Source organism: Rugosimonospora africana, from assembly GCF_016862975.1.
In the GTDB taxonomy this organism is placed as follows: Bacteria; Actinomycetota; Actinomycetes; order Mycobacteriales; family Micromonosporaceae; genus Rugosimonospora; species Rugosimonospora africana.
Genome location: NZ_BONZ01000036.1, coordinates 94536 through 119523, shown reverse-complemented (window position 1 = coordinate 119523; position 24988 = coordinate 94536). Strand labels below are relative to the sequence as shown.

Annotated in this window: 17 protein-coding genes and 1 riboswitch; of the genes, 13 read left to right on the top strand and 4 right to left on the bottom strand. The window is 71.7% G+C overall.

All coding sequences use genetic code 11. The annotated features are described in order from the left end of the window. Positions 1 to 5 precede the first annotated feature (5 nt). Entirely contained in the window at positions 6 to 2900 is a 2895-nt protein-coding gene (locus Raf01_RS19270; RefSeq protein ID WP_203919313.1) for a glycosyl hydrolase family 95 catalytic domain-containing protein, read from the top strand. Between the two features lie 50 nt (positions 2901 to 2950). Continuing rightward, positions 2951 to 4459, top strand: coding sequence for a CocE/NonD family hydrolase (locus Raf01_RS19265; RefSeq protein WP_239133737.1), 1509 nt, complete (start codon positions 2951 to 2953; stop codon positions 4457 to 4459). Positions 4460 to 4941: 482 nt separating this feature from the next. Here Raf01_RS19265 and Raf01_RS19260 read toward each other — a convergent pair whose 3' ends face one another. Then, complete coding sequence (locus tag Raf01_RS19260; protein WP_203919312.1) at positions 4942 to 6360, bottom strand: aminotransferase class V-fold PLP-dependent enzyme; 1419 nt, start codon at positions 6358 to 6360, stop codon at positions 4942 to 4944. A gap of 142 nt (positions 6361 to 6502) precedes the next feature. Then, positions 6503 to 6618: riboswitch (SAM riboswitch) on the bottom strand. A gap of 344 nt (positions 6619 to 6962) precedes the next feature. On the opposite strand from Raf01_RS19260, the gene Raf01_RS19255 reads away from it, so the two are divergent. The 8 genes from Raf01_RS19255 (at position 6963) to Raf01_RS19220 (ending at position 15127) form a co-directional block, all read left to right on the top strand. Then, positions 6963 to 7688, top strand: a complete 726-nt coding sequence (locus Raf01_RS19255) for a DUF1684 domain-containing protein (RefSeq protein ID WP_203919311.1) — start codon at positions 6963 to 6965, stop codon at positions 7686 to 7688. A 65-nt stretch (positions 7689 to 7753) separates the two neighbouring features. Further along, positions 7754 to 9262 (top strand): ABC transporter substrate-binding protein, encoded by a 1509-nt coding sequence (locus Raf01_RS19250; protein ID WP_239133736.1) that lies wholly within the window; start codon positions 7754 to 7756, stop codon positions 9260 to 9262. Positions 9263 to 9328: 66 nt separating this feature from the next. Beyond that, positions 9329 to 10294 carry an ABC transporter permease gene (locus Raf01_RS19245; protein WP_203919310.1) on the top strand — a complete coding sequence of 322 codons (966 nt, stop codon included), beginning with the start codon at positions 9329 to 9331 and terminating at the stop codon, positions 10292 to 10294. Between the two features lie 76 nt (positions 10295 to 10370). Then, complete coding sequence (locus tag Raf01_RS19240) at positions 10371 to 11225, top strand: ABC transporter permease (RefSeq protein WP_203919309.1); 855 nt, start codon at positions 10371 to 10373, stop codon at positions 11223 to 11225. Between the two features lie 13 nt (positions 11226 to 11238). Beyond that, positions 11239 to 12051, top strand: coding sequence for an ATP-binding cassette domain-containing protein (locus Raf01_RS19235; protein ID WP_203919308.1), 813 nt, complete (start codon positions 11239 to 11241; stop codon positions 12049 to 12051). After that, positions 12048 to 12902 carry an ABC transporter ATP-binding protein gene (locus Raf01_RS19230; protein WP_203919307.1) on the top strand — a complete coding sequence of 285 codons (855 nt, stop codon included), beginning with the start codon at positions 12048 to 12050 and terminating at the stop codon, positions 12900 to 12902. Before Raf01_RS19235 ends, Raf01_RS19230 begins: the two co-directional genes overlap by 4 nt. 69 nt (positions 12903 to 12971) lie before the next feature. Continuing rightward, positions 12972 to 13706, top strand: a complete 735-nt coding sequence (locus Raf01_RS19225) for a GNAT family N-acetyltransferase (RefSeq protein WP_203919306.1) — start codon at positions 12972 to 12974, stop codon at positions 13704 to 13706. Further along, complete coding sequence (locus Raf01_RS19220; protein ID WP_203919305.1) at positions 13631 to 15127, top strand: amidase family protein; 1497 nt, start codon at positions 13631 to 13633, stop codon at positions 15125 to 15127. The genes Raf01_RS19225 and Raf01_RS19220 overlap by 76 nt, the downstream gene beginning before the upstream one ends. A 72-nt stretch (positions 15128 to 15199) precedes the next feature. Here Raf01_RS19220 and Raf01_RS19215 read toward each other — a convergent pair whose 3' ends face one another. Beyond that, positions 15200 to 16042 carry an NAD(P)H-binding protein gene (locus tag Raf01_RS19215; RefSeq protein ID WP_203919304.1) on the bottom strand — a complete coding sequence of 281 codons (843 nt, stop codon included), beginning with the start codon at positions 16040 to 16042 and terminating at the stop codon, positions 15200 to 15202. A 169-nt stretch (positions 16043 to 16211) separates the two neighbouring features. On the opposite strand from Raf01_RS19215, the gene Raf01_RS19210 reads away from it, so the two are divergent. Together Raf01_RS19210 and Raf01_RS19205 are read left to right on the top strand one after the other, a co-directional pair. Continuing rightward, positions 16212 to 16442 carry a hypothetical protein gene (locus tag Raf01_RS19210; RefSeq protein ID WP_203919303.1) on the top strand — a complete coding sequence of 77 codons (231 nt, stop codon included), beginning with the start codon at positions 16212 to 16214 and terminating at the stop codon, positions 16440 to 16442. A 170-nt stretch (positions 16443 to 16612) separates the two neighbouring features. Further along, a complete protein-coding gene (locus tag Raf01_RS19205; protein WP_203919302.1) occupies positions 16613 to 20806 on the top strand; it encodes a S8 family serine peptidase in 4194 nt (1397 codons plus the stop codon). Here Raf01_RS19205 and Raf01_RS19200 read toward each other — a convergent pair. Both Raf01_RS19200 and Raf01_RS19195 read right to left on the bottom strand, forming a co-directional pair. Next, complete coding sequence (locus tag Raf01_RS19200; RefSeq protein WP_239133735.1) at positions 20800 to 22893, bottom strand: ABC transporter ATP-binding protein; 2094 nt, start codon at positions 22891 to 22893, stop codon at positions 20800 to 20802. The two genes, Raf01_RS19205 and Raf01_RS19200, sit on opposite strands and share 7 nt — an antisense overlap. A 92-nt stretch (positions 22894 to 22985) precedes the next feature. Next, positions 22986 to 23849 (bottom strand): oxidoreductase, encoded by an 864-nt coding sequence (locus tag Raf01_RS19195; protein ID WP_203919301.1) that lies wholly within the window; start codon positions 23847 to 23849, stop codon positions 22986 to 22988. Between the two features lie 168 nt (positions 23850 to 24017). Here Raf01_RS19195 and Raf01_RS19190 point away from each other — a divergent pair, with 168 nt between their 5' ends. Further along, complete coding sequence (locus tag Raf01_RS19190) at positions 24018 to 24914, top strand: helix-turn-helix domain-containing protein (protein WP_203919300.1); 897 nt, start codon at positions 24018 to 24020, stop codon at positions 24912 to 24914. Positions 24915 to 24988 lie beyond the last annotated feature (74 nt).

Sequence of the window (24988 nt, the reverse complement as noted above, 5' to 3'; positions counted from 1 at the left end):
GCAGCGTGTCCACGAGGCTCACGAGACTCCGACCCGTCTGGCCCGGCGCGTCCGGCGCCACGCGACGACCCCGACCAGTCGCCCTCCGCTCGGGCGGCGCGGCCGCCGCGGCGTTGCTGGTCTGCGCCGTGCTCACCGTCGCCGGCGAGCGGCCCGCCGCGGCCGACTCAGTCACCGCGACACAGGCCATGCGCATCGTCCAGCAGTACCAGGGGGTCTGGGGTTCCCCGCCCACCAACCTGACCAGCGGCGGTACGGTCGACGCCCCGCTGATGGGCAATGGCGACGTCGGCGTGGCGGTCGGCGGCTCCATCACCAACCAGGCGTTCTACCTGGGGAAGAACGACTTCTTCTCCGCCAGTTCGCACGCCATCCGGCCGCTGGGCCGCATCGTGCTGGCCGTACCCGGGATGTCCGGCGCCAGCTACCACGTCGTCCAGGACATCGCGCACGCGGCTGTTCAGGGCACGTACACGCTCAGCGGATCCACGATCTCCACCACGAGTTGGGTTTCCGCGACCGAGAACCTCTTCGTCACGTCGATCGCGCTGTCCGGCGGCACCACCAAGGCGGCCACCATCTCCCTGCAGAACGGCTCGGGCGGCGCGCCCGGTGTCTCGTCCAGCGGCGGGGTGCTGTCCGCCGACGTCTCGGCGGACGGCAGTCCCCAGGCCCGGGTGGCCGCCCGGATCATCGGCGGGACGTCCACCATCTCGGGCAACCAGATCGGCGTGACCCTCCAGCCCGGCGTCACGTACACGTTCGTGGCCGGGATCTCCAGCAGCATCGACACCTCTTCGTACCAGTCGGCCGCCGTGTCGCTGGTCAGCTCGCTCACCCAGTCCACAGTGAACAGTCTCAACTCGACACACCAGGGCTGGTGGCAAAGTTACTGGTCGCGTTCCTATGTCGAGCTCCCGGACAAGGCCGTCGAGAGGAGCTGGTACGGCTCGCTGTACCTGCTCGGCTGTGTGTCCCGGCCGGGCAAGTACGCGCCCGGGCTGTGGGGTAACTGGATCACCGGCGCGATGAACTGGAACGGCGACTACCACACCAACTACAACTACGAGACGCCGTTCTACGCCGCGTTGTCGACCAACCACGTCGACCAGATGGCCGCGTACGACCAGGCGGTACTGGACTGGATGCCAGCCGGGCAGGCGCTGGCCGCACAGAACGGGTTCAGCGGCGTGCTGTACCCGGTGGGCATCTCCCCCAAGGGCACCAGCGCCGACACCAACCTGCACAACCAGAAGTCGAACGCGGCAAACCTCGCCAGCGACATGGTCATGCGGTACGAGTACACCCGGGACACCTCGTACGCCGGCACGGTGTACCCGTTCCTCAAGCAGGTCGGCCTGTTCTGGCAGAACTACCTCACGCGGGACTCGTCGGGTACGTACAACATCACCAACGACGCGCCGCAGGAGGACAACGCGTACCCGCAGACCAACAGCATCCTCTCGCTCGGCCTGGTGCACCTGCTGTTCCAGGGTCTCATCGACATCAGCACCGCGCTGAACCAGGACCCCTCGACGCGCGCCACCTGGCAGGACATCAACGCGCATCTGGCACCGCTGCCCACGATGACGCGCAACAACCAGAGCGTGTTCCGGGAGACGTCGGTCGGCACGGACTGGGTCAACGACGGCAACGACATCGCCATCCAGGCGGTGTACCCGGGCAGCCAGGTCGGGCTGGACAGCGACCCGGGCCTTCAGCAGACCGCCCGGAACACGGTCGACCAACTGGCCCGGTGGCACGGCGACAACGCGCCCGGTACCTTCTACGCCGCCGCGGCCCGGGTCGGCTACAACCCGTCGACCATCCTGTCCAACCTCGACACCGAGGCCACCGCGAACAGCTACCCGAACCTGGCCGTCCACCACGGCGGCGGCGGCATCGAGAACCTCAACGTCGTCACCTCCGGGCTGGACGAGATGCTGCTGCAGTCCTTCCAGAACGACGTCAAGGTGTTCCCCGACTGGCCCGCCGGCACCAACGGCAAGTTCGGCGACCTGCTCGCCTACGGTGACTTCCTGGTCTCCAGCAGCATCGCCGGCAACGCCGTCCAGTACGTGCGCGTGGTCAGCCAGAGGGGCGGCAACTACACGTTCACCAACCCGTGGCCGGGGCACGGCATCGAGCTGTACCGCAACGGTACCGACGCGGGCACCCTGTCCGGCACGAAAATCACGATCGGCACCGCCGTCAACGAGACCATCGACCTGGCCCCGGCCGGTACCCCGCTGTCCGCCATCCAGCAGGAACTGAGCCAGCCGCTGGGCGGCGGCAGCGGCCCCACCAGCAGCACGTTCAGTTCGGGGTTCGAATCGGGCAACCCGCAGCCCACCTGGACCGACACGGTGGACTCCACCGGCGGTGGAGTGTCCGCCGTCACCGGACTGTGCTGTGGCCTGTCCGGACCGGAGGCCAGTACCCGCAGCGGTGAGACGGTCCACTCCGGTTCGAGCGCCCTGATGTACTCCGGGTCGGCGCAGGGCGGCAGCGCGCACGCGTACCTCAAGGTGTTCGACCTGAGCGCCAGCCCGCTCGCCATCGGCACCAGCAAGACACTCAGCTACTGGATCTATCCGCAGAGCAACGCCACGACGCCGTACGTGACGGCCGGCTCGACGAACAGCACCTGCGCGGCCGTCGACCTCATCTTCACCGACGGCAGTACGCTGCGCGACTCGGGCGCCACCGACCAGAACGGCAACCTCGCCCACCCGGCCCACCAGTGCGGGCACCTGACCCTCGACGCGTGGAACCACGTCACAATCAATCTGGCCGCGCACGACGCCGACAAGCAGGTCAACCGGATCCTGATCGGGTACGACCAGCCAGGCGGCTCCGGCGGGTACCGGGGCTACGTCGACGACATCTCCATCGCCTGAACCGACTCGTTCAGCTGAATCGCCGGCGACGCGGGCCCGGGAGGTCACAAGTGAACTCGGCCGAACGGGCCCACGGTGAGGTCGACGTCGAGGTCGATGTCGAGGCGACCATGCGCGACGGCACGGTGCTGCGTGCCGACGTATACCGGCCGGCCGGCGGCGGCCCGTGGCCGACGCTGCTGGTGCGCACCCCGTACGACAAGCGGGATCCGGGCATCCTCGACGTGCTCGACCCGCCCGGCGCCGCCCGCGCGGGGTTCGCCGTCGCGGTACAGGATGTGCGGGGCCGGTACGCGTCGGGCGGCGAGTGGGTGCCGCTGCTCCACGAGCGCGAGGACGGGTACGACTCGGTCCGGTGGGCCGCGCGGCTACCCGGAGCGGACGGGCGCGTCGGCATGTACGGGCCGAGCTACCTCGGGTACACGCAGTGGGCGGCGATGGCCGCCGCGCCGCCGGAACTGGTGGCCGCCGTGCCCGCCTTCACCTGGTCGGATCCCTCGGACGGGCTGACCGCCCGGGGCGGCGCCGAGGAGTTGGGGCTCATCGGGCAGTGGACGCTGGGTCTCGGGTACGACGTGCTGCGGCGGCGCGGTGTCGACGCGGGCGAGCTGACCGAGGCGCTGAACTCGGACAGGTTCTGGGATCCGTCCGTCGTGGACCGCCTGCGCCTGCCGCGTCCGGTACCGCCCACGCAGGCCGGCCGGGGCGGTGTCCCGGCCCTGATCGTGGCCGGCTGGTACGACTCCTTCCTGCAAGGCAGCCTGGACAACTACCGGTCGGACACCGACGCGCTCATCGTCGGGCCGTGGTCACACAACAACCAGAGCGGGCGGGTCGGCGAGGTGGACTTCGGCGACCACGCCGCGGCAGGCGCGATCGGCGTGCGCGGTATCGCGCTGGACTGGTTGCGGCGCCCCGGGCCGCCGTCGGTACTGGTGTTTGTCATGGGTACCGGCCGGTGGCACACGTTGCCCGGCTGGCCGCCGCCGTCTACGCCGACCGTCTGGTACCTGCGGTCCGGCGGTGAACTGACCGAGGCACCGCCGCCGGCGGGCGAGCCGGCTACGGAACTCCGGTACGACGCGGCGGACCCTGTGCCGGCCCTCGGCGGCCCGCTGCTGATGACGGCCGGCTACCCGGCGGGCCCGATCGACCAGGCGCTCGTGGAGCGCAGGCCGGACGTGCTCACCTACACCGGCGCCCCGCTGGATCGGCCGATCGAGGTAATCGGCCGGGTCACGGCGACCATCGTCGCGTCCTCCGGCGTGGCTCCAGCCGACTGGGTGGTCCGGCTCTGCGACGTCGACTCCGATGGGGTGTCCCGCAACGTCACCGACGGCATGCTGCGCATCCGCGAGCCCACCGGCTCGACCCGGAGGAGGTCCGGCGAACATACCGTCGATCTGTGGTCGACCGCGCACACATTCCTGGCCGGGCACCGCATCCGGGTCCAGGTGACCTCGAGTTGCTTTCCCCGTTGGAGCCTGAACCCCGACTCGTCGGGGACGTTGCGGACCGTCCACGCCGGTTCGAGGATCCTACTGCCGGTGACGCGGTAGGGCGACAGCTTCGGTCCCGTACGCCGCGGTCGTTGGCGGGCCGGCGATCGCGGCACTGTCCACATTGATCGGAGCGACTGTCGGAAGCGGTACCGCATCGAGGCCCCTGGCTGCCCGGATGCCGGTATCGGGACAACCGGTCGACCGCCGACAGGATCGGGCGGTGGTGGCGCACACCCGGGCGGCCGGTGCTGCCACCGGCCACGCCAGGACGGCCGGAGCCGCCGGTACCCGGCCGGTCGACGAGCGTCGCCCGGTCACGGAAACCGTAGCGCCGGGTGTGCCGTACCACCGTCGTCGAGCGCACCCGCCGGCGGTCGGCAGCCGGACCTGGGTGCGTCCGCACGGATCGGTGTCGCCGGCCACCCGTCACGATCGGACGGCCGGCCAGCGCCGCCGCGCCACAACTCGCGGCGGGTTCGTGCTCTGGCGCGAGCCCCGCCGGTGTGCGAACATTCCCGCGCCCGGTGCCGGGCACGGAGTCAGCCCGCGTCGACCAGCTCGCGCAGCCCGGCCAGAAGCCGGTCCACGTGCTCCGGCGTGGTACCGAGACCGATGCTCGCCCGGACCGCGGTGCCGCCCAGCGGCAGGCCCAGCCGGGCGGACGCCTCCCCCAGCAGCCGGCGACCGAGCGGGTGCGCGCAGAACAGGCCGTCGCGCACTCCGATGCCGTACCGGTTGGCCAGGTGCTCGGAGACCGCGGAGGCCGGCACGCCCGCGACGGCGAAGCTCACGATGCCGACCCGGTCGTGGTCGGCCGCGAACGCGCGCAGCTCGGCGACCCGGGGCAGCTGCGCCAGCCCGTCGCGCAGCCGGCGCAGCAGCACCTGCTCCCGCTCGTCGATCGCGCGCCGGTCGGCGGCCGCGATGCGCTCACACGCCGTGGCGAGGGCCACCGCGCCGAGCAGGTTCGGCGTGCCGGCCTCGTGCCGGGCGGGCCCGGTGTGCCACCGGACGTCGTGGGTCGCGTCGCCGACGTGCTCGGTCGCGCCGCCACCGGCGAGGTATGGCGGGGCGGCGTCCAGCCAGTCGGCCCGTCCGGCGAGCACGCCCGCGCCGAACGGCGCGTAGAGCTTGTGCCCGGACAACGCCACATAGTCCACTCCGGACTCGCGCAACGACACCGGCCGGTGCACCGCCAGTTGGGCGGCGTCGACCGCGATCCGCGCCCCGTACCGGTGAGCCACCGCGGCGAGCCGCTCGACCGGCCAGACCTCGCCGGTGACGTTCGACGCCCCGGTGACCGCGACGAGCACAGGACCAGCGACTGATCCGGGTCCTGACGCGGCACCAGGCGCGCCGGGCCGGACTGGTGCACAGAGGACCGCCAGCGCGGCGGCCAGCGACCGCAGCGCGGCGTCGGGTGAGTCGGGTACCGGCAGCCGGACGAACCTGGGCCAGGGCAGCAGGTTGGCGTGGTGTTCGCCGGCCCAGCCGACCACCGTGGTCTGTTCCGGCAGCGCCCGGGCGAGCAGGTTGAGCGCGTCGGTCGTGTTGCGGGTGAAGATGACGTGGTCGTCGGGGCGGGCGTCGAGGAAGTCGGCGACGCTCTGCCGAGCCCGCTCGTAGGCCAGCGTGCAGCGGCGCGAGGCCGCTCCCGCGCCCCGGTGCACGCTGGCGTGCCAGGGCAGCAGTTCGTTGACCGCGTCGGCCACGGCGGACAGGCACGGCGCGGTGGCCGCGTAGTCGAGGTTGGCGTAGTCGACCGTGCGGCCGTCGGCGAGGGTGACCGGCAACTGGTCGCCGAGCACGGCGAGGCCGGGCAGGGCAGCGGGCGCGACACCGTCCGCCCCCGATCCGGCGCCGGCCTCGGTCAGGCCGGCGCCCGGCGCGGCCGACAGAGCCGACGCCGTATCGGCCGGTGTGGCTGCCGGCGACGGCGCGGCGACCCGCTCGGCCATCGGAGCCGCGGTAGCGGGCACGGCCGCGACGGCGCCCGCAGGCGGCACGGAACGCGGCGGCACAGCGGGCACCGGCGGCGCGGAAGGGCGGGACAGGGTCAACGACATCGGGTCTCCTCCAGCGATGCAGGACCCCGGGGAGGGTCCGCGCTTGCCGTGCGGCGGTCGCCGCCGGCCCGGTCCTCACCCGGGGCACCCCACCGCGAACACGAGGGTTGCCGGCCAGCAAGCCGGGGCTGAACGCTGGCACTCATGACCTGCCATCCAGGCTAGCCCCGGCGCTCACGGCGCTCGGCCCGGGGGTGCGAGTGCCTCGCCGGCTGACTCGTTGATCACATCAGCCCTGCCATCCGGCGGCGTGGTTCATCCCCGAATAGGGCGATAAACCGGGCATAACTGCGGGGCCGGGGGCCTCCTCGACCCGAGTTCCCGCCCCGGGCCGGCTCGACGCAGAGGTCGAAAGCCGACTATCGCTGTAGGGTATTTGCCTGCTGGACATAGTGCTGCTTACATGTGTCCGGCCAGCCAGCGGGCCGCCGGCCCGTGCGCCCGTACCGCCCACCGGGCTCCGGCCCGCCGCACACGAAGTGAGATGTTCGCGCATGCCCGGACTCGCATCGGCCCGCACGATCGAGGCTGCCCGCGACGGCTGGGATGCCTGGCGGGCGGCTCGGTTGGCCAAGGTCGTCACCCCCACCGGCAACCTCGCGCTCGTCGAGACCCGGTGGCTCGAACCCGGGCAACGCCAGTCGCCCGAGGAGGCGCTGGCCGGAGCGCCCGCGACGGTGACCGCGACCACGTTGTCCCGGCTCGACATCGACACCGGGGAGCCGGAGCACGGCATCCGGCTCTGGGACGCGAACTCGCCGGCGATCCAGAACTTCGTCACCATCGACGTCTTCCCGTTCAACCCGGACTGGGTGATCGAGGCCACGTACTCCCCCATCCCCGGCGCGCACTCGGTGCCGTTCGAGCACATCAAGGACAACGGCGGTACCCGCGACCTCGCGGTACCCGGGGAGATCAGCTTCACCCTGGACGGCACCGGCTACGTGCTGCACGCCTTCGACGACGAAGGCACCCTGCTGCTGGTCTTCGGCGACTCGACCAACGGCCGCGAGACCTACGGCTCCGGCCGGTTCCTCGTGGTGCCGCACGAGGCCGGCGGCGACCGGGTCGTGCTCGACTTCAACCGGGCCTACGTCCCACCGTGCGGGTTCTCCGCCCATTACAACTGTCCCTTGCCGCCGCGGCAGAACCGCTTCGGCATGCCGGTACAGGCAGGCGAGAAGCAGCCAGTCTTCCGCGACGGCTACCACCCGTACTGACACCAGCTGACCCGGTCAGCACGTCCACTTCCCTCCGGCCTGAGGGTCGGCAACAGGAGATTCCCGTGAACAAGAAGGCGGTGGCGCTTTTCGGCGCCGCCATAGCGACCGTTCTCGCGCTCGCCGCGTGCGGCACCAACCCGAACGGCGGTTCGTCGGCCGGCTCGACCGACACGAACTCGACCATCAACGTCGGCTCGCTGTACGAGCCGCAGAACCTGGACGACACCGCCGGCGGCGGGCAGGGCGTCACCGAGGCGCTGAACGGCAACGTGTACGAGAGCCTGTTCAAGCTGAACGACGACGGTTCGGTGTCCAACCTGCTCGCGACCGGCTACCAGGTCAGCTCCGACGGGCTGACCTACACGATCAACCTGCGCAAGGACGTCAAGTTCCACTCCGGCAAGGCGCTCACGTCCGCCGACGTGAAGTACAGCATCGACAAGGTGCTGGCGCCCGACTCGCAGTCGGCGCGCAAGAGCAGCTTCACCGCGGTGAAGGACATCGCCACCCCGGACGACAACACGGTCGTGGTCACCCTGGCCAGCCGGTCCATCTCGTTCGTCTACAACCTCTCGTACGTCTGGATCTTCAACGACGAGGCGAAGAACCTGACCACGACCGAGGACGGCACCGGCCCGTACCAGGTGGGTACCTGGAAGCGCGGCTCGACGCTGAGCCTGAAGCGTTTCGCCGGCTACTGGGGCACCTCGGCCACCAACGCGCAGGTGGTGTTCCACTACTTCACCGACGCGACCGCGTTGAACAACGCCCTGCTGACCAACGCCGTCGACGTGGTCACCAGTGAGCAGAGCCCGGACGCGCTGAGCCAGTTCACCAACAACAAGAACTACAAGGTGAACAACGGCCACTCGACGACCAAGCTGCTGCTGGCGTTCAACGACCGGGTCGCCCCGTTCAACAACACGCTGGTGCGCAAGGCGGTCACCTCGGCCATCGACGACAAGAAGCTGCTGCAGTCGATCTGGGGCAACTACGGGTCGCTGATCGGCTCGATGGTCCCGCCGACCGACCCGTGGTACGAGGACCTGACGAAGGTCAACCCGTACGACGTGAACCTGGCCAAGCAGGAGCTGGCGCAGGCGGGGTACCCGAACGGGTTCACCTTCACCCTGGACACCCCGAACTACGACCCGCACCCGGCGGCGGCCACGTTCATCAAGGCGGAGCTGGCGAAGGTCGGCATCACCGTGAACATCAACATCATCACGGCCGACCAGTGGTACACGAAGGTGTACCAGAACCACGACTTCGTCGCGACGATGCAGGAGCACGTCAACGACCGCGACGTGGTCTGGTACGGCGACCCGAGCTTCTACTGGGGGTACAACAACCCGCAGGTGACGCAGTGGGTCAAGCAGGCCGAGCAGTCCGCCACGGCGGCCGACCAGACCGCCCTGCTCAAGAAGGTCAACGAGCAGATCGCCAAGGACGCGGCGAGCGACTGGCTGTACCTGTACCCGCAGATCGTGGTCGCTTCCACGAACCTGACCGGGTACCCGCTCAACGGCCTGAACTCGCAGTTCTACGTGTACGACATCAAGAAGAGCTGACCCCCACCCGGGCGCCGGCCGGCCTGTTCACGCTGCCGGCCGGCACCCGGGCCGGAAGGATGTGCGGTGGTCCCCTACCTGCTGCGGCGCGTGGCGTTCCTGGTCGTCACGCTGTTCCTGGCGAGCGTCGCGCTGTTCCTGTTGCTGCGGCTGCTGCCCGGCGACCCGGCCAACGCGCTGCTGTCGGTCGGAGCCACCCCGCAGCAGATCGCCGCCGCCCGCCACGAGATCGGCTCCGACCAGCCGCTGCCGCAGCAGTTCGTGACCTGGCTCGGCCAGGTCGCCACGCTGAACCTGGGCCACTCCTTCGTCAGTACGCTGCCGGTCGGGCCGCAGATCGCCTCGCGGCTCGTGGTGACCGTTCCGCTGACCCTGCTGGCCTTCGCGCTGGCGGTCGTCATCGCGGTACCGGTCGGGTTCGTCGCGGCGTACCGGTCGCGCCGCTGGTACGGGGCGCTGCTCGGCGGCCTGTCCCAGCTGGGCATCGCGGTACCGGTGTTCTGGGTCGGCGTACTGCTGATCACCGTCTTCGCCCTCAAGCTCCGGCTCGCGCCGGCCGGCGGGTTCCCGCAGGACGACTGGGCGAGCCCGGGCGCCGCGCTCAACGACCTGATCCTGCCGGTGGTCACGGTGGCACTGGTGATGTCCGCGTCGCTCATCCGGTACGTGCGCTCCGCCACCCTGGACGTGCTGGACAGTGACTACCTGCGTACCGCCCGGGCGCTGGGCTCGTCGTTCGTGTCGGCGATGTGGCGGCACGGCATCCGCAACGCCTCCGTGCCGGTCATCTCGATCCTCGGCATCGAGCTGGCCACGACGTTCCTCGGCGCGGTCGTGGTGGAGAGTGTGTTCGCGCTGCCCGGCCTGGGCAGCATGCTGGTGCAGGGCATCGCCGAGCACGACTACCCGGTCATCCAGGGCGTCCTGCTGGTCAGTACGTTCGCCGTCCTGGTGATCGGGTTCCTCGCCGACCTCGCCCAGCGCATCATCGATCCTCGGCTGCGAGCTCCCCACCTGGCGGCTTCGCGATGAGCGAGCGTAGCGAGCGAATCAGGGGGCGCAGCGCGATCGTGCCTCATCGTGCCGGCGAGCGTAGCGAGGCGGTGCGATGAGTGCCTCGGTTTCCGTTCCGGTCCGGGCGCCCGCGCGGCGGCGCCGGTCGGTCACCCTCACCGTCGGCTGCGTCCTGGCCGGCCTGATCGTCGCGCTGGCGATCGTGTCGCTGTTCTGGCTGCCGTACCCGCCGTCCGACGTGTCCGGCGGCCGGCTCGCCGGACCCGGCGGCGGTCACCTGCTCGGTACCGACAAGCTGGGCCGCGACCTGTTCACCCAGCTGATGATCGGCTCCCGGATCGCGCTGGCGGTCGGCTCCGGCGCGGTCGCGCTCGGCGGCATCCTCGGTGTCGCCGCGGGGCTCGCGGCCGGCTTCGCGACCCGGTGGCTGGACGACGCGATCGCCGCGGCGCTGGACATCCTCATCGCCTTCCCCGTCCTGCTGGTGGCGATGCTCCTGGTCGCCGCCCGGGGTGCGTCACTGGCCTCGGCCATCGTGGCGATCGGGCTGGGCTCGTCGGCGGTCGTGGCGCGGCTGACCCGGGTACTGGTCAAGCGGATCCTCTCTCAGGACTTCGTCACCGCCGCGCGGACCTCGGGCACCTCGTGGCCGCGGATCGTGCTCGAACACGTGCTGCCGAACGTGTGGCCGACCCTGGTGGTCAACCTCGCGCTCCAGCTCGGCGTCGCGGTACTCGCCGAGGCCAGCCTGTCCTATCTCGGGCTCGGCGCGCCGCCGCCGAACGAGTCGTGGGGGCGGATGCTCCAGGAGGCTCAGGCGACCGTGCTGACCGCCCCGCTGGGCGCGATCGCCCCCGGCGTGCTGCTGATCCTGCTGGTGATCGGGGTGAACCTGATCGCCGACGGCCTGCGGGACGTCGCCGACCCGACCCGGAGGCGGTCGCGATGAGGAGGCGGTCGCGATGAGCCTGTTGACGGTCAACGGACTGTCGGTGCACTCGCCCGACGGCCGGGCGCTGGTGCGCGACCTGTCCTTCTCGATCGGGCCGGGTGAACGGCTGGGCCTGATCGGCGAGTCGGGATCCGGCAAGTCACTCACCGCGCTGGCCATCATGGGCCTGCTGCCGGCCGGCATGACCGTGTCCGGCAGCGTGGTGCTGGACGCGCCGGGGATGCCTGCGACCGAGGTCGTCGGCGCGCCGAGCCGCCGGCTCGATCGGCTGCGCGGCCGGGCCGCGACCACTGTGTTCCAGGAGCCGCTGACCGCCCTGGACCCGCTGATGCGGGTGGGCCGCCAGGTCGCCGAGCCGCTGCGGCGCTGGCGCGGGTTGCGCGGGGCAGCGCTGCGCGAGGCGACGCTTTCGGCGCTGACCGAGGTGCGGCTGTCCGACCCGGAGCGCATCGCCCGGGCGTACCCGCACGAGATCTCCGGCGGGCAGCGGCAGCGGGTCGCGATCGCCATGGCCCTGGCGTGTGAGCCGGCGCTGCTCATCGCCGACGAGCCGACCACCGCGCTGGACGTGTCGGTCCAGGCCGACGTGCTGTCCCTGCTGGCCAACCTGATCGCGGCGCGCGGGATGTCGCTGCTGTTCATCACGCACGACCTCGCCGTCGTGGCCGGCGTGACCGATCGGGTACTGGTGATGCGCGACGGTACCGCCGTGGAGTCGGGCACGGTACTGGACATCGTCACCGCGCCCCGCGAGCCGTACACGCGCGACCTGGTGGACAGCGCCCGTACCTTCGACGAGGCGCTGAACCGGAGGAAGCCGTGAGCGATCCCATCCTTGAGGCGCGCGACGTGCACTTCGGGTACCGGCATGCGGCACCGGTGCTGGCCGGCGTCTCGTTCGCGGTGCGGCCGGGGCGCAGCATGGCCCTGGTCGGCGAGTCCGGAGCGGGCAAGACGACGCTGCTGCGTCTGTTGCTGGGCCTCGCCAGGCCGGGATCCGGCGCGATCCTGTTCGACGGCCGGGAACTCGACCTGCGCGACCGCGCCCGGCGGCTGGAGTTCCGGCGGGGCGTGCAGACGGTGTTCCAGGACCCGTACTCGTCGCTGGATCCGCGGCAGCGGGTCAGCCGCATCGTCGCGGAACCGTTGCGCTCGCTGGGTCTCGGCTCGGCCGTCGCCGACCGGGACACGTCGCGCTCGTCGGGTCTCGGCTCGGCCATCGTCGGCCCGGACGTGTCGCGCACCGACCGGCAGGCCGAGATCCGGCGGCGGGTCACCGCCGCGCTGGACTCGGTCGGGCTGCCCGCCGACGCGGCCGACCGGTACCCGCACGAGTTCTCCGGCGGCCAGCGCCAGCGCATCGCGATCGCCCGGGCGATCGTCTGCGAACCCCGGGTACTGCTGGCCGACGAGCCGGTCAGCGCGCTGGACGTGACCACCCGGGTGCGGATCGTCGACCTGCTCGCCGAGTTGACTCGCGAGCGCGGGCTGACAGTGGTGATGGTCTCGCACGACCTCGGGGTCGTCGCGACGCTGTGCGAGGACATCGCGGTGCTGGAGCGCGGCCGGATCGTCGAGCGGGGCGCGATCGACACGGTACTGGGCTCCCCCTCCCACCCGTACACCCGGCGGCTGATCGCCAGCGCACCCCGGCTGCCGTCCGGCCGCTCCTGAGCCCGACCAGCCTCCGTGGGTCGTCCGCCCCGCCCCCTCGAACCGGGGGAAGAACAGCTCTTCGAGTCCGTGCCCGATCCGGGCCTGGTCGGCTTCGCCGCCTTCGGCGACCGGTACGCCGGCATGGCGGCGGCCGGTGAGTACCGGCCGGAGTGGACGTGGGTCGCGCTGCGCCGGGGCGTGGTCGTGGCCCGCGCCGCGTGGTGGGGCGGGCCCACCGACGAGGCCCCGCAGGTGCTGGACTGGTTCGACTTCACCGACCGGGACGCGGCGGTGCGGCTCCTGCGCACGGCGCCACTGCGCACCCAGTACTCGCTCAGGCTGCCGGCCGGCTGGCGCGACGACGAGGTGGTGCGCCGACAGGCCACGGCGCGGATCGACGCGGCGCGCAGCGCCGGCATGTCCGTACTGGTCGAACGCTACCGGTACCGGTGGACACCGGACTGCGGGGTGCCCACCCGCCCCGGCCGCCTCGAGTTCGTCGCCGAGCCCGACGACGCGGTGATCCTCGACGTGTTCCGGCGCGTCAACCAGGGCAGTCTCGACGCCCACGTACGCCGCACGATCGCCACCTCCGGACTGGAGGCGTCGGCGAGGCAGGAACTGGACTTCCTGCGTTGGATGCCGAGCCCCCGTGGCTGGTGGCGGCTTGCGTACACACCAGCCGGGAGCCTCGTCGGGCTCAGCCGTCCGCCGCCGCGCCGGGCGCGCGCCCGCTACCGTCCACAGTGGATTTGGAGACCGCCACCGTCGCTCAGCTCGGCCAGTTGCTGCAAAGCCGCCGGATCAGCGCCGTCGACCTAGCCAGCGCATACCTCGCCCGGATCCGCCAGTACAACTCGCGGGGGCCGGCGCTGAACGCGGTACGGGCCATCAACCCCGCCGCGCTGGACGAGGCCCGGGCGGCTGACGCCGTCCTGCGCTCCGGCAAGCGGCACGGACCGCTGCTGGGCATCCCGGTGCTGTTGAAGGACAACATCGACGTCAGGGGCATGCCGACCACGGCCGGCTCGGTGGCTCTGGCGCACTCGTACCCGTCGGCCGACGCGCCGCTGGTGACCGGGCTGAAGAAGGCCGGGGCGGTGATCCTGGGCAAGGCGAACCTGACCGAGTTCGCGAACTTCCTGACCTCCGGGATGCCCGGCGGGTACAGCTCGCTGGGCGGGCAGGTGCTCAACCCGTACGACGCGTCGCAGACCCCCAGCGGGTCGAGTTCCGGTCCGGGGGTCGCGGCGGCATTCGGGTTCGCGCCGCTGACCGTCGGCACGGAAACCTCCGGCTCGATCCTGAGCCCGTCGGCGGCCAACTCGGACGTGGGCATCAAGCCGACCGTGGGCCTGGTCAGCCGTACCGGCATCGTGCCGATCGCGGCAAGCCAGGACACCGCCGGCCCGATCGTCAAGACGGTCGCCGACGCCGCGGCCGAGCTGACCGCGCTGACCACGGCGGATCCGCTGGACCCGGCGACCGCGCAGAATCCGTTGCTCGGCCACGACTTCACCGCGGACCTGTCGACGACGGCGTTGCGGGGTGCCCGGATCGGGGTGGTGGCGAGCCAGGTTCCGGCCGCCGGCACCGACACCCGGACGCTGTGGGACGCGGCGACCGCCGCACTCACGGCTGCCGGCGCCACGCTGGTACCGGTGAGCCTCGACACCGGCAGCAGCATCCCGGGCGGATCGAGCGTGCTCACCTACGAGTTCAAGCGCGACCTCGACACGTACCTGTCCCGGCTGCCGGCAAACGCGCCGATGAAGTCGCTGGCCGACATCGTCGCGTACAACGACGCGCACGCGGACGTCGCGCTCAAGTTCGGTCAGACCAACGCGCTGGCCTCACAGGCCAAGGACCTCAGCCCGGGCAGCGCGGACACCGCGAAGTACCTCGCCGACCGGGCGCAGGACCTGGCCGACAGCAGGGACCGGATCGACGCCGTGATGGCCGCGAACGACCTGACCGCGCTGCTGTTCGCGGGCAGCGGCAGCGCCGGGATCGGCGCGAAGGCGGGGTACCCGTCGATCAGCGTCCCGGCCGGGTACCAGGCGAGCAACCGCCGGCCGTTCAACATCTCGTTCCTCGGCCGGGCCTGGAGCGAGCCGACGCTGATCGGCCTCGGCTACGCGTACGAGCAGGCGACCATGTTGCGCCGGCCGCCGTCGCGGGTCAACCCGTCGCTGTTCCGGTGCGCCGGTCCCGGCGGGTCGGACCCGTCCTGCGCTCCCTGACGGCACCACACCCTGACGGTCCGCCGCCCGCCCTCCGGTAGCACGCCTGCCGGAGGACGGGCGGGTGCCCACTCAGCCGAGGAACGCCGCGGCGTGCTCGGCCGCCCAGCTCGCGAAGGTGAGCGCGGGACGGCCGAGCAGCCGCTGGACCGTGTCGGTGGACGGCCCGGGCGTGAAGGCGTAGTCGGCCAGCGAACCGAGTAGCCGGTCGGGCACATCCTCGGGCAGGCCGGCAGCGAGCATGCCCTGGCGGACCTGATCCGCCGGCAGCTCCACAAAGGACAGGTCCTCACCGATGGCCCGCCCGATGGCGCGCACCTTGTCGAGTTGGCTGAGCGATTGCGGTCCGGTCAGCGCGTAGGCCTGTCCTCCGTGGACCGGGTCGGTCAGCGCCCGCACCGCGACCGCCGCGATGTCACGCTCGTGGATGGTCGAGCTCGCCGCGTTCGGGTACGCGCCGCGAATGGTGCCCGTGGAGCGGATCTGCCCGGCCCAGGCCAGCGTGTTGGACGCGAAGTCGGCACAGCGCAGGATCGTCCAGTCCAGCCCGGAGTCCCGCACGATCTGTTCCACGGCACGGAATTCGTCGGCGAACCTCTGGTATCCCGCGGGGTACTGCACCGTCACGGCCGACAGGAGCACCACGCGCTTCACCCCCTGCCGCCCCGCCAGTGCCAGGAGTTCGGCCACGGCCCCGCCGGCGGCGCGCGGGCTGAGCAGGATCGCCTCCACACCGTCGAGCGCCGCTTCGAGGGTCCGCGGGCGCGACGGGTCCGCGCGGACCACCTCGGCGCCGCCGGGCAGCGCCGAGGTAGACGGCTCGCGACTGACCGCCATCACCGACAGCCGTTCGTCGAGCAACTGGGTGATGGCTTCACGGCCGACATTCCCGGTCGCCCCGGTAATGAGAATCATGACGTGGGTTCCTCTCGACGCCGATACTTCCCGGCCACCATCTGTGAACCGGATAATACGAGACTCATATTAACTAGTCGGTGAAGCCCCGACGATATGAGTCCCGTAACATCTCGACGCGAGAGGATCACCGCCGGCCGGAGCAGCAGGCCTGTCATCCGCCGAGGCCGTGCGGTCGCTGTTGACCGCGCTCGACGAGGTACCGGTGGCGTGCCTGAGCGTGGGCTCGCTGTTCATCGTCAAGTCCGTGGACGCGGCGGGTAACGCGATGATCCAGGTGCGTACGCTGTCGCCGCAGGAACTGCGCGTGCTGGAGGAGTTCCCGGAGATCCAGCGGGTACCCAACCAGGCTCTCGACAAGCTGGCCTTCGCCGTGGCCCAGCGGTCCCTGGGCGCCTGAACGCACAGGCCGGGCCGCCCCGGGTACGCCGGCTGGCGGGTTCGCGCCACCTGGCCGGAACCCGCCATTTGTGATCATCGACGGCGGCCTGGCGCCCGTATTCTACTACCGGCCATGATCCTCGATCATCCCTGTCACCTGCCGGTCGCCCCGAATTGAGGTCCGCAGCCTTGTCACGCGCCCACCCATCCCCGGTACTCGCGGCGGTCGTGGCCACGACCGCCGCACTGTGCGCGGTCGCGATCCCCGACTCCCCCGCCTCGGCCGCACCCGCGCCGGCGGTGCCGCACGCCGCCGTCGCGTACCAGCGGCTCGCGTTGCCCGACGGCCGGTACGCGACGGTCTACAGTGACGGTCTCGCCCAGGTCGTGAACCCCAACACCGGCAGCGCCGAGTTCCAGTACGTGCCGACCGATCACGCTCCCGGCAGCCCGGCCGCCGGTACCCTGCCCGACAAGGCTGAGCTGATCGCCGATCTGGCGCAGGGACAGCCGCAGCCGTACGCGCAGGACGACGTCGTGGTGGCGTACGCCGCCGGTGTACCGGCCCCGGCACGGGTGAGCCTCGGCCGGGCACGCGCCGACGCCACGCACCCGCCCGCGTACACCGGCGACGCGAAGCTCAACAAGGTCCTCGCCGGTCTGGGCGTGGACGACGCGCAGCCGCTGCTGTCCGGACTGGGGAACGGATCGACGACGCCGGCCACCGGGGCGCCGCTGGACGTCTCCCGGCTGTACCGGCTGCACCTGCCGCCGTCCACCGTGGCCCAGGCGGTCAGCGCGCTGCGCGCCCAGCCCGGCATCTCCTACGCGTCGCCGGACTGGCGGGTGACGACGCTGCGGACCGGCTCGACACCGGTCACCGGCGTCACCGCGAAGGCAGCCACCGCGAAGGCGGCCACGGCACCCGCCGCCGGAACGCTGCCCACCAACTACGCGGTCACCGCCGACGCGCAGAGCCTGCTGGACCGGCCCGGGGTCGACGCGATGCCGGCGTACGCCGCGATCAGCCAGCGGTTCGGCCAGCTGCCCGGACAGGGGCAGATCATCACGAACGTGTCGATCGGTTCGCTCACCGACGCCAGCGCGGCCAGCGACACCGCCAACCCGTGCAACCCCTGGGCCGCCGGGTACGGGCCGACCACGATCGTCCAAAGTGGACAGCGCTACCTGGACTGGCCGGGCATGCCGCTCATCCCGACCTACACCGCCGGCGCCACCGGCGCGGTCGACCCGGTGGGACAGGTCTGCGGACCCGACGACCCCACGCTCGGCGAGGTCGGCCTGGACTTCTCCATGATGGCCCCGCTGCCGCACGACAGGCAGCGGCCGGGCCGGGAGGGCAGCGGCGCGAGCGACCTGCTGGGGATCGCGCCGGGCGCCAGCTACCGCCTGATGGAACCGGCCGCCGCCGGACCCACGACCGCCGACATGGCCGCCACGTTCCTGGCCGCCGCGCGGCAGCAGCCCCGCCCGTCGGTCATCACCGCGTCGCTCGGCTTCGGCCTCGACAGCTACGGCTTCTCCGGCCGGTACATGGAAGACGATCCGGTGATGGCCTCGGTCATCGCCACCATCGTGCAGAAGTACCGGTTGGTCGTGTGCGTGTCGGCCGGTGACGGGCTGCGCGGGTACACCAACGCGGCCGTGCCGCCCTCCGGCGGCAGTGCGGCGACGAACCTGGCCGGGAAGCACGTGGCGCCGACCGACCTGAACGACGTCAGCTTCTCCACGGCGCCGTCGGCGGACCCGGACACCGGCTCCATCGACGTCGGCTCCACCACGCTCAACGACACCGGTTCCGGGCCGCAGTCGGGTACCGCCCCGGTCGGATCGCCGCCGTACGCCGAGACCCGGTACAACGGCGCCCGCAACTTCGCCAGCGGCTGGGGTTCCCGGGTCACCATCTCGGCGCCCGGGGACAACGTCCTCGCCCTGCAGCACGCCTTCGGCGGCACGGCACAGGACGCCGCGGTCGTCTACACCGGCGGCACCTCGGCCTCGACCCCGGAGGTGGCCGCCGCCGCGGCGGTGGTGCTCCAGGTGGCGAAGCTGACCGGGAACACGAGGCTGACCGATCCGGTCAACGTACGCGACTTCCTGGTGTCCACCGCGAACCCGGTGGCCAACCCGGCGCAGTCCGACCTGAACCTGAACGTGGGGCCACAGGTCGACCTCGGCAAGGCCGTGCAGACGCTGCTCGCCGACGCGGGTACGCCCGAGACGCCGTCGGTGTCCCGGGTCGCGGTCACCGACCGCCACCCGCTGGACGGGTTCAACCACGTGTTCAGCACGGCCACCGATGCCGGCGCGATCCCGCTCGACCACGACCACCTGGGCGACTGGCTGACCGTCGCGCCGGACTGGCAGGGCATGCCCGACCACGGCGTCGACTACTCACTGAGCGTCGGGAACCACCGGCTGGCGACCACCCCGTCGGCCCGGATCCAGCCGTCGGCGGTGCTCGCCGCGGCCGGGCTGCCGCTGGTCAGTACCGCGTCCCGGACGGTCACGCTGACCTATACGGCGTCCCGGGGCGGCAAGCGACTGGCCGGCGCCACGGTCACGGTCGTCTTCGGACCGAGTGACGGCCGCTCGACGTATGGGCTGGCGCCGACGGTACCCGCGGTCGTGCGGGGTGCCACCATTCCCGTCGCGTACGACCTACGGGGCCTGGTGAGCGCGACCGATCCGGTGCTGGTGGTCTCCGAACCGGGCCGGATCGACCCGGCGACCGCGGCGGGTTTCCGGCCGGCGTACACGGTGCCGCTGACGAAGCCGTCCGGCACCGTCCAGGTGCCGGTGTCCGCGCTGTCCGGTGGCGGGATCTACGGCATCGGCATCGAGCCGGCGACCGCCGGCAGGACCGCGGTCACGTACACCAACTTCGCGTACGTGCGTGTCGCACCGACCGGGGACACCAGGCCGCCGGCACCGACCCTCGCCGCGGCCGGCGACCGGTCGGCTGGCGGGCACGATCTGGCGGTGCCGTACGGCACAGCGTTCCGGGTGAGCTGGGACGTGCGCGACGTACCGTCGGCCGACGGCGCCATGCTGGAGATCAGCGCCGCCGGCCCCACCGCCACCGGCAACCAGAACCCGTTCAACAACCCCAACGGATCCGCCCGCGACGCCAACGGCACGGACACCGGCTCGGTGTACTACGCGCCGGTGCGCGGCGCACACGGGAGCGTCGCGCTGACTCCGGCGCAGGCCGGACTCGACACCGCGATGACCCACGTGGTGCGGGTCCTGCCCACCCGTGACGGCCGGGTGGTCGGCGAGGCGAGTGAGGTGAGTACCGTCAGCCAGGACGGCGTCAGGCCCACCGACGGCGGTACCGTCTTCGGCGGCTTCGGCGTCAACGCCCACGGCGACGACGGCTTCCTCACCTCCAACCTGACCGGTGGCTCGGTCCAGGTGTTCGACCAGAGAACCAACGCGGTCACCGGAACGGTGGCGTCCTCCCCGGACAGGTACCAGACCCCGGGCTCGCTCGGGGCCGGGCCGGGCGTGTTGGCCGGCGACGTCGGGCTCTACACCCGAACCGCCGCGGACGGCACCCAGACCTACCGGGTCATCAAGCCGGTCGCGACGGGCGGCGACGGCGGCGCGTGGACCCCACCCGCCGCGGACGTCCCTCCGGGCGGCGGCACCGGACCGCTGGCGGCGCCGAACCAGGACACGGACACCACCGCGTTCCTGTACGGCAAGAACGGTCTGACCGGCGCGTACCGGGTCTTCGCGTCGAACGTCGGCGCCGGCACGTTCGGGTCGCCGGTCGACGTGGAGCCGGCGATGCGGCAGTACCAGTTCCCGTACGTGACCGCGTTCGGCGCGGACAACGGCAGCGACCTGGCCGTCCTCGGTACCAGCGACTTCTTCCAGTTCAACGGCCCGAACGCGTTCGTCACGGTCGGGCTTGACGACGGAAAGGTCACCTCGTTCCCGGGCGTCACCGCGGGCGAGCCGGACGGGCTCGCGGTCGACTCCACCACGCACACGATGATCGCCCCCACCGGCGACGGCCGCATCGGCCTGTACGACCTGACATCGGGTACCGGTACTACGGTGACGCTGACCGGCGCGGCGCACCAGCACCCGGCGGTGGACCAGACGCACCACTACTTCGCGATGCAGGAGTTGGAGGCGCCGTCCGGGCTGGGCACGATGCCGGACGACAACGCCACGTCCGCGATCGTGCTGGTCGACGAACACGGCGCCCTGGTCAAGCGGATCGCCACGTTCAACTTCTTCAACACCACACTGCCCATCAACGGAACCTTCATCCAGCTGAACCCGGCCACCCGGACCGGGTACACGCCCGGCCCGGGCGGCACCCAGCTGGCCGTGTTCCACTACTGAACGGCGGGCTGGGCGGGTACCGGTTCGGGCGGCTGCTCGTCCCGGTACCCGGCCGCCTGCAGCGCGAAGAGTTCGGCGTACCGGCCGCCGAGCGCGACAAGTTGCTCGTGCGTACCGTGCTCGACCAGCCGGCCGTGGTGCATGAGGTAGATGCGGTCGGCGTGGCGGACGTTGGCCAGCCGATGGGTGATCAGGACGACCGCCTTGTCGCGTGCGTGCTCACGCAACCGGCCGAACAGCGCGTGCTCGGCCCGGGCGTCCAGCGCGGCGGACGGCTCGTCGCAGATGAGCAGCGCGGCGTCGCGGTAGAACCCCCGGGCCGCGGCCAGCCGTTGCCACTGCCCGCCGGACAGCTCCTGCCCGCCGGAGAACATCCGGTCGAGCAATGTGTCGTACCCGTGCGGCAGGTCGAGGATCATCTGGTGCGCACCGGCCGTCCGCGCCGCGTCGTGCACCGGTGGGTCGCCGCCGGAGCGGGTGTGCCGGCCGATGCTGACGTTCTGCCGGGCGCTGAACGGCCAGTGCACGTACTCCTGGGTGATGACGGCGACGTGCTCGCGGATGCCGTCCGGATCGGTGTCGGTGAGGTCCACACCGTCCCAGCGGACCCGGCCGGAGGTGGGCCGGTACAGGCCGGCGATCAGCTTGGCCAGGCTGGTCTTTCCCGACCCGTTCTCGCCCACCAGCGCGATGGTCTCGCCGCGGCGCAGGGTCAGGCTCACATCATCGACCGCGGGGGCGGCGGAGTCCGGGTACGCGAGGCTGATCCGGTCCACCGCGATCTCGGAGAACCCGTCGGGCGGCGGGCCGGAGGAGGTGGCGACCCGGCTGCCGGCCCGGTCGACGAATCCGGTGAAGTCGGTGAAGTACAGGCCGTCCTCGTACAGCCGGTTGGTGGCCATCACCGCGAGCCGCAGGGCGCCCTGGACGGTCTGCAGCGCCACCAACGCCGCGGCGGCCGCCGCGAGCGGGATTCCTCCGTCGATGATGAGCAGGCCGAGGATCAGGTAGACGCCCACCGCGGCGATGCCACCGAGCAGCCCGCCGATCAGCCGGGTCACCGTCTGTTGCCGGGCCACGGTGAGGTCTGCGCGGGTCTCGGCGCCGGTCACCTGCCGGTACCGGTCGAGCAGGAACCCGGCCATCGTGTTCGTCCGTACCTCGACGGCGGTGTGCCGGTTGGCCATCAGGTGCTCGAGCATCCACCGGCGGCGGCGCCAGGCGATCCGCTGGTACAGGCTCACGTACTGCTGCCGGGCGGCCCGCACGGCGGCCCATCCGACGGGCAGCGCGGCGAGGACCACCAGCGGCAGCAGCAGCGGCTGGATGACCAGCAGGGTGGCCGCCGTCGCCGCCACCCCGACGAACCCGGTCGTCAAGTCGATGACGTCGTTGACCAGCATGGCCGCCGCGTCGACCCCGCGGCCGTGCGCGCGTTCCATGTCGTCGGCGAAGCCGGCGTCGTCGAAGGCCGCCAGCTCGACGCGGGTGGTCAGGTCGAACAGGCTCACCTGAGCCGCGGTGTCCACCTGCGGGCTCAGCCGCGCCTGGGCCCACCCGGCGGCGATGGACAACCCGGCCCGGGTCGCTGTGGCGCCCGCGACCAGGGCCAGCGCCGGAATCGCGGCCCGCACCCGCGCCGGAGTCGGTCCCTGGGTCAGCAGCGCCTCCGCGACGCTGCGGGTGGCCAGCAGCCCGAGGGCGGTGAGCACCCCGCTGGCGAAGTGAGCCAGCACCGCCGCCGCGGTGTCCAGCCGGCTGGCCGCCCAGGCCAGGCCGAGCGCCTGGCGCACCAGGACGGGCAACCGGCGCGCCATCGACCAGAAGCCTGTCGCCGCGAGATCCCGGCCGTGCGCGAGCCAGGCCGGCATCTCGACCTCGGCCGGCTGTTCGGGCGGCGCCGGTTGTTCCGGCGGCACTCGCTGTTCCGGCGGCACTCGCTGTTCCGGCGGCACTCGCTGTTCGGGCGGCGCTGGCCGTTCCGGCGACACCGGCTGTCCGGGCGGTGCCGGCTGTTCCGGCGGCGCTGTCTGTTCGGGCGGTGCCGCCGACGTGTCCGTCGCGGCGGGTGGCGGGCCGTCGGTCACCGCACGTTCCTCCGTCGCATCCGAAGATTCGCGAACTGCTTCCCGATGATAGTTGGAAGCAGCGACGATCCTCGATGCAACGGAATGCGTGCCTAACCGATCGCGTTGAGTTCCGCGACCACGTCGGGCGGCAGGACCAGGTCCGCCGCGGCGACGTTCTCGCGCAGGTGGGCCACCGACGAGGTGCCCGGGATCAGCGCGGTCGTCGCGGACCGTTGGAGCAACCAGGCCAGGGCGACCTGCTGCGCCGATGCGCCCAGCCGGGCGGCGACATCGTTCAGCGTGTCGTGCTGCAGCGGGTTGAACCCACCGAGCGGGAAGAACGAGACGTACCCGATGTTCTCCGCCGCGCACCGGTCGACGAGCGCGTCGTCCTCGCGGCTGGCGAGGTTGTAGAGGTTCTGCACCATGACCACCGGCGCGATGCCCTGCGCCTCGGTCAGCTGCGCTGAGGACGCGCCGGACAGCCCGAGGTGCCGGATCAGTCCCTGCTGGCGCAGCTCGGCCAGCGCCCCGAACTCCGCGGCGACCGACTCCTCCGTGGTGCCCTCGTGGGAGCGGAGGCGCAGGTACACCACGTCGAGAGTGTCCACGCCCAGGCGCCGCAGGTTCTCGTGGACCTGGGCGATCAGGTCCTCCGGGTCCAGCGAAGGCTGCCAGCTGCCGTCCGTGCCGCGACGCGCGCCGACCTTCGTGGCGATGCGCAGGTGCGACGGGTACGGGTACAGGGCCTCCTTGATGAGTTCGTTGGTGACCTCGGGACCGTAGAAGTCGGCGGTGTCGAGGTGGTTGACGCCCAGCTCGACGGCTTCCCTCAGCACGGCGAGGGCCTGGTCGCGATCCTTCGGTGGACCGAAGACGTTCGGCCCGGCCAGCTGCATCGCGCCGTACCCCATGCGGTTGACCGTGAGGTCGTTCGCGAGCCGGAGTACCCCACCGGAAATCGTACTCGTCATTTCGCTACCAATCGTACTAAAGGTGATTTAAATGGACATCTGCTCAGACGCGGATAACCTGGACGTGCCTCCACTCTGCGTCTTACCCATACGGCCCGGCAGTACCCCGCCGTTCCTAGGAGTGACGGGACCATCCACCCGCCGGTACCAGGAACTACCGTGGACTGCGTGGACAGCACGAACGCGCTCGGCGAGTTCCTGCGCGCCCGGCGGGAGCTGGTCCGGCCGGAGGACGCCGGAATCCGCTCCGCCGGCCTGCGCCGGGTTCCCGGCCTGCGCCGCGAGGAGGTGGCCACGCTCGCCGGCATCAGTTCTGACTACTACCTGCGCCTGGAACAGGGCCGCGACCGCAACCCGTCGGTCCAGGTCCTGCGGGCGCTGGCCCGGGTGCTGCGCCTGGACGCCGACGCGACCGCCTACCTCATCGGCCTGGCGCGGCCACGCCCCGCCGCCGGCGCGGCCCGCCCAGCCTCCCGCGCGCGGGCGTCCCGGCAGGCGGAACGGGTACCGGCCAGCGTCCTGCAGCTGATGGACGGCTGGGCGAACAACCCGGCGTACGTCCAGAACAAGGTGTCCGACCTGCTCGCGGTCAACACGCTGGCGACGGCGCTGTCCCCCAACTACGTGCCCGGGGTCAACCTGCTCCGGGCCGCGTTCCTCGACCCCGCGGAGCGGGAGTTGCGGCGGGACTGGGAGGAGGCGACCGAGGAGGGTGTGGCGACCCTGCGCACCCAGGTCGGGCCGGACATCGACGATCCCCGGCTGGTCGAACTCGTCGGCGAGCTGTCGGTGCGCAGCGACCGGTTCCGGCGCCTGTGGGCCCGGCACGACGTGCAGCCCAAGCGGGGCCGGATCAGCCGGCTGCACCATCCGCAGGTCGGCGACCTCGATCTCCAGTCGAACAAGTTCGTCATCAGCGGTACCGACGGGCTCGTGCTGGTCGTGTTCCACGCCGAACCGGGCACCCGGAACGCGGAGCTGCTGGGGATCCTGGGCAGCCTCGCCGCCCCGGTCGACCTGGCGGACCCCGCGCGGGCCGACCAGCAACGGATCGACGAGCCGTAACCGGCGGCCGGCCGCGACGAGGACGACCGGCACGCTAGCCCGGGGGCCCGGAACCGCCCGCCCTGTAGCGTGGC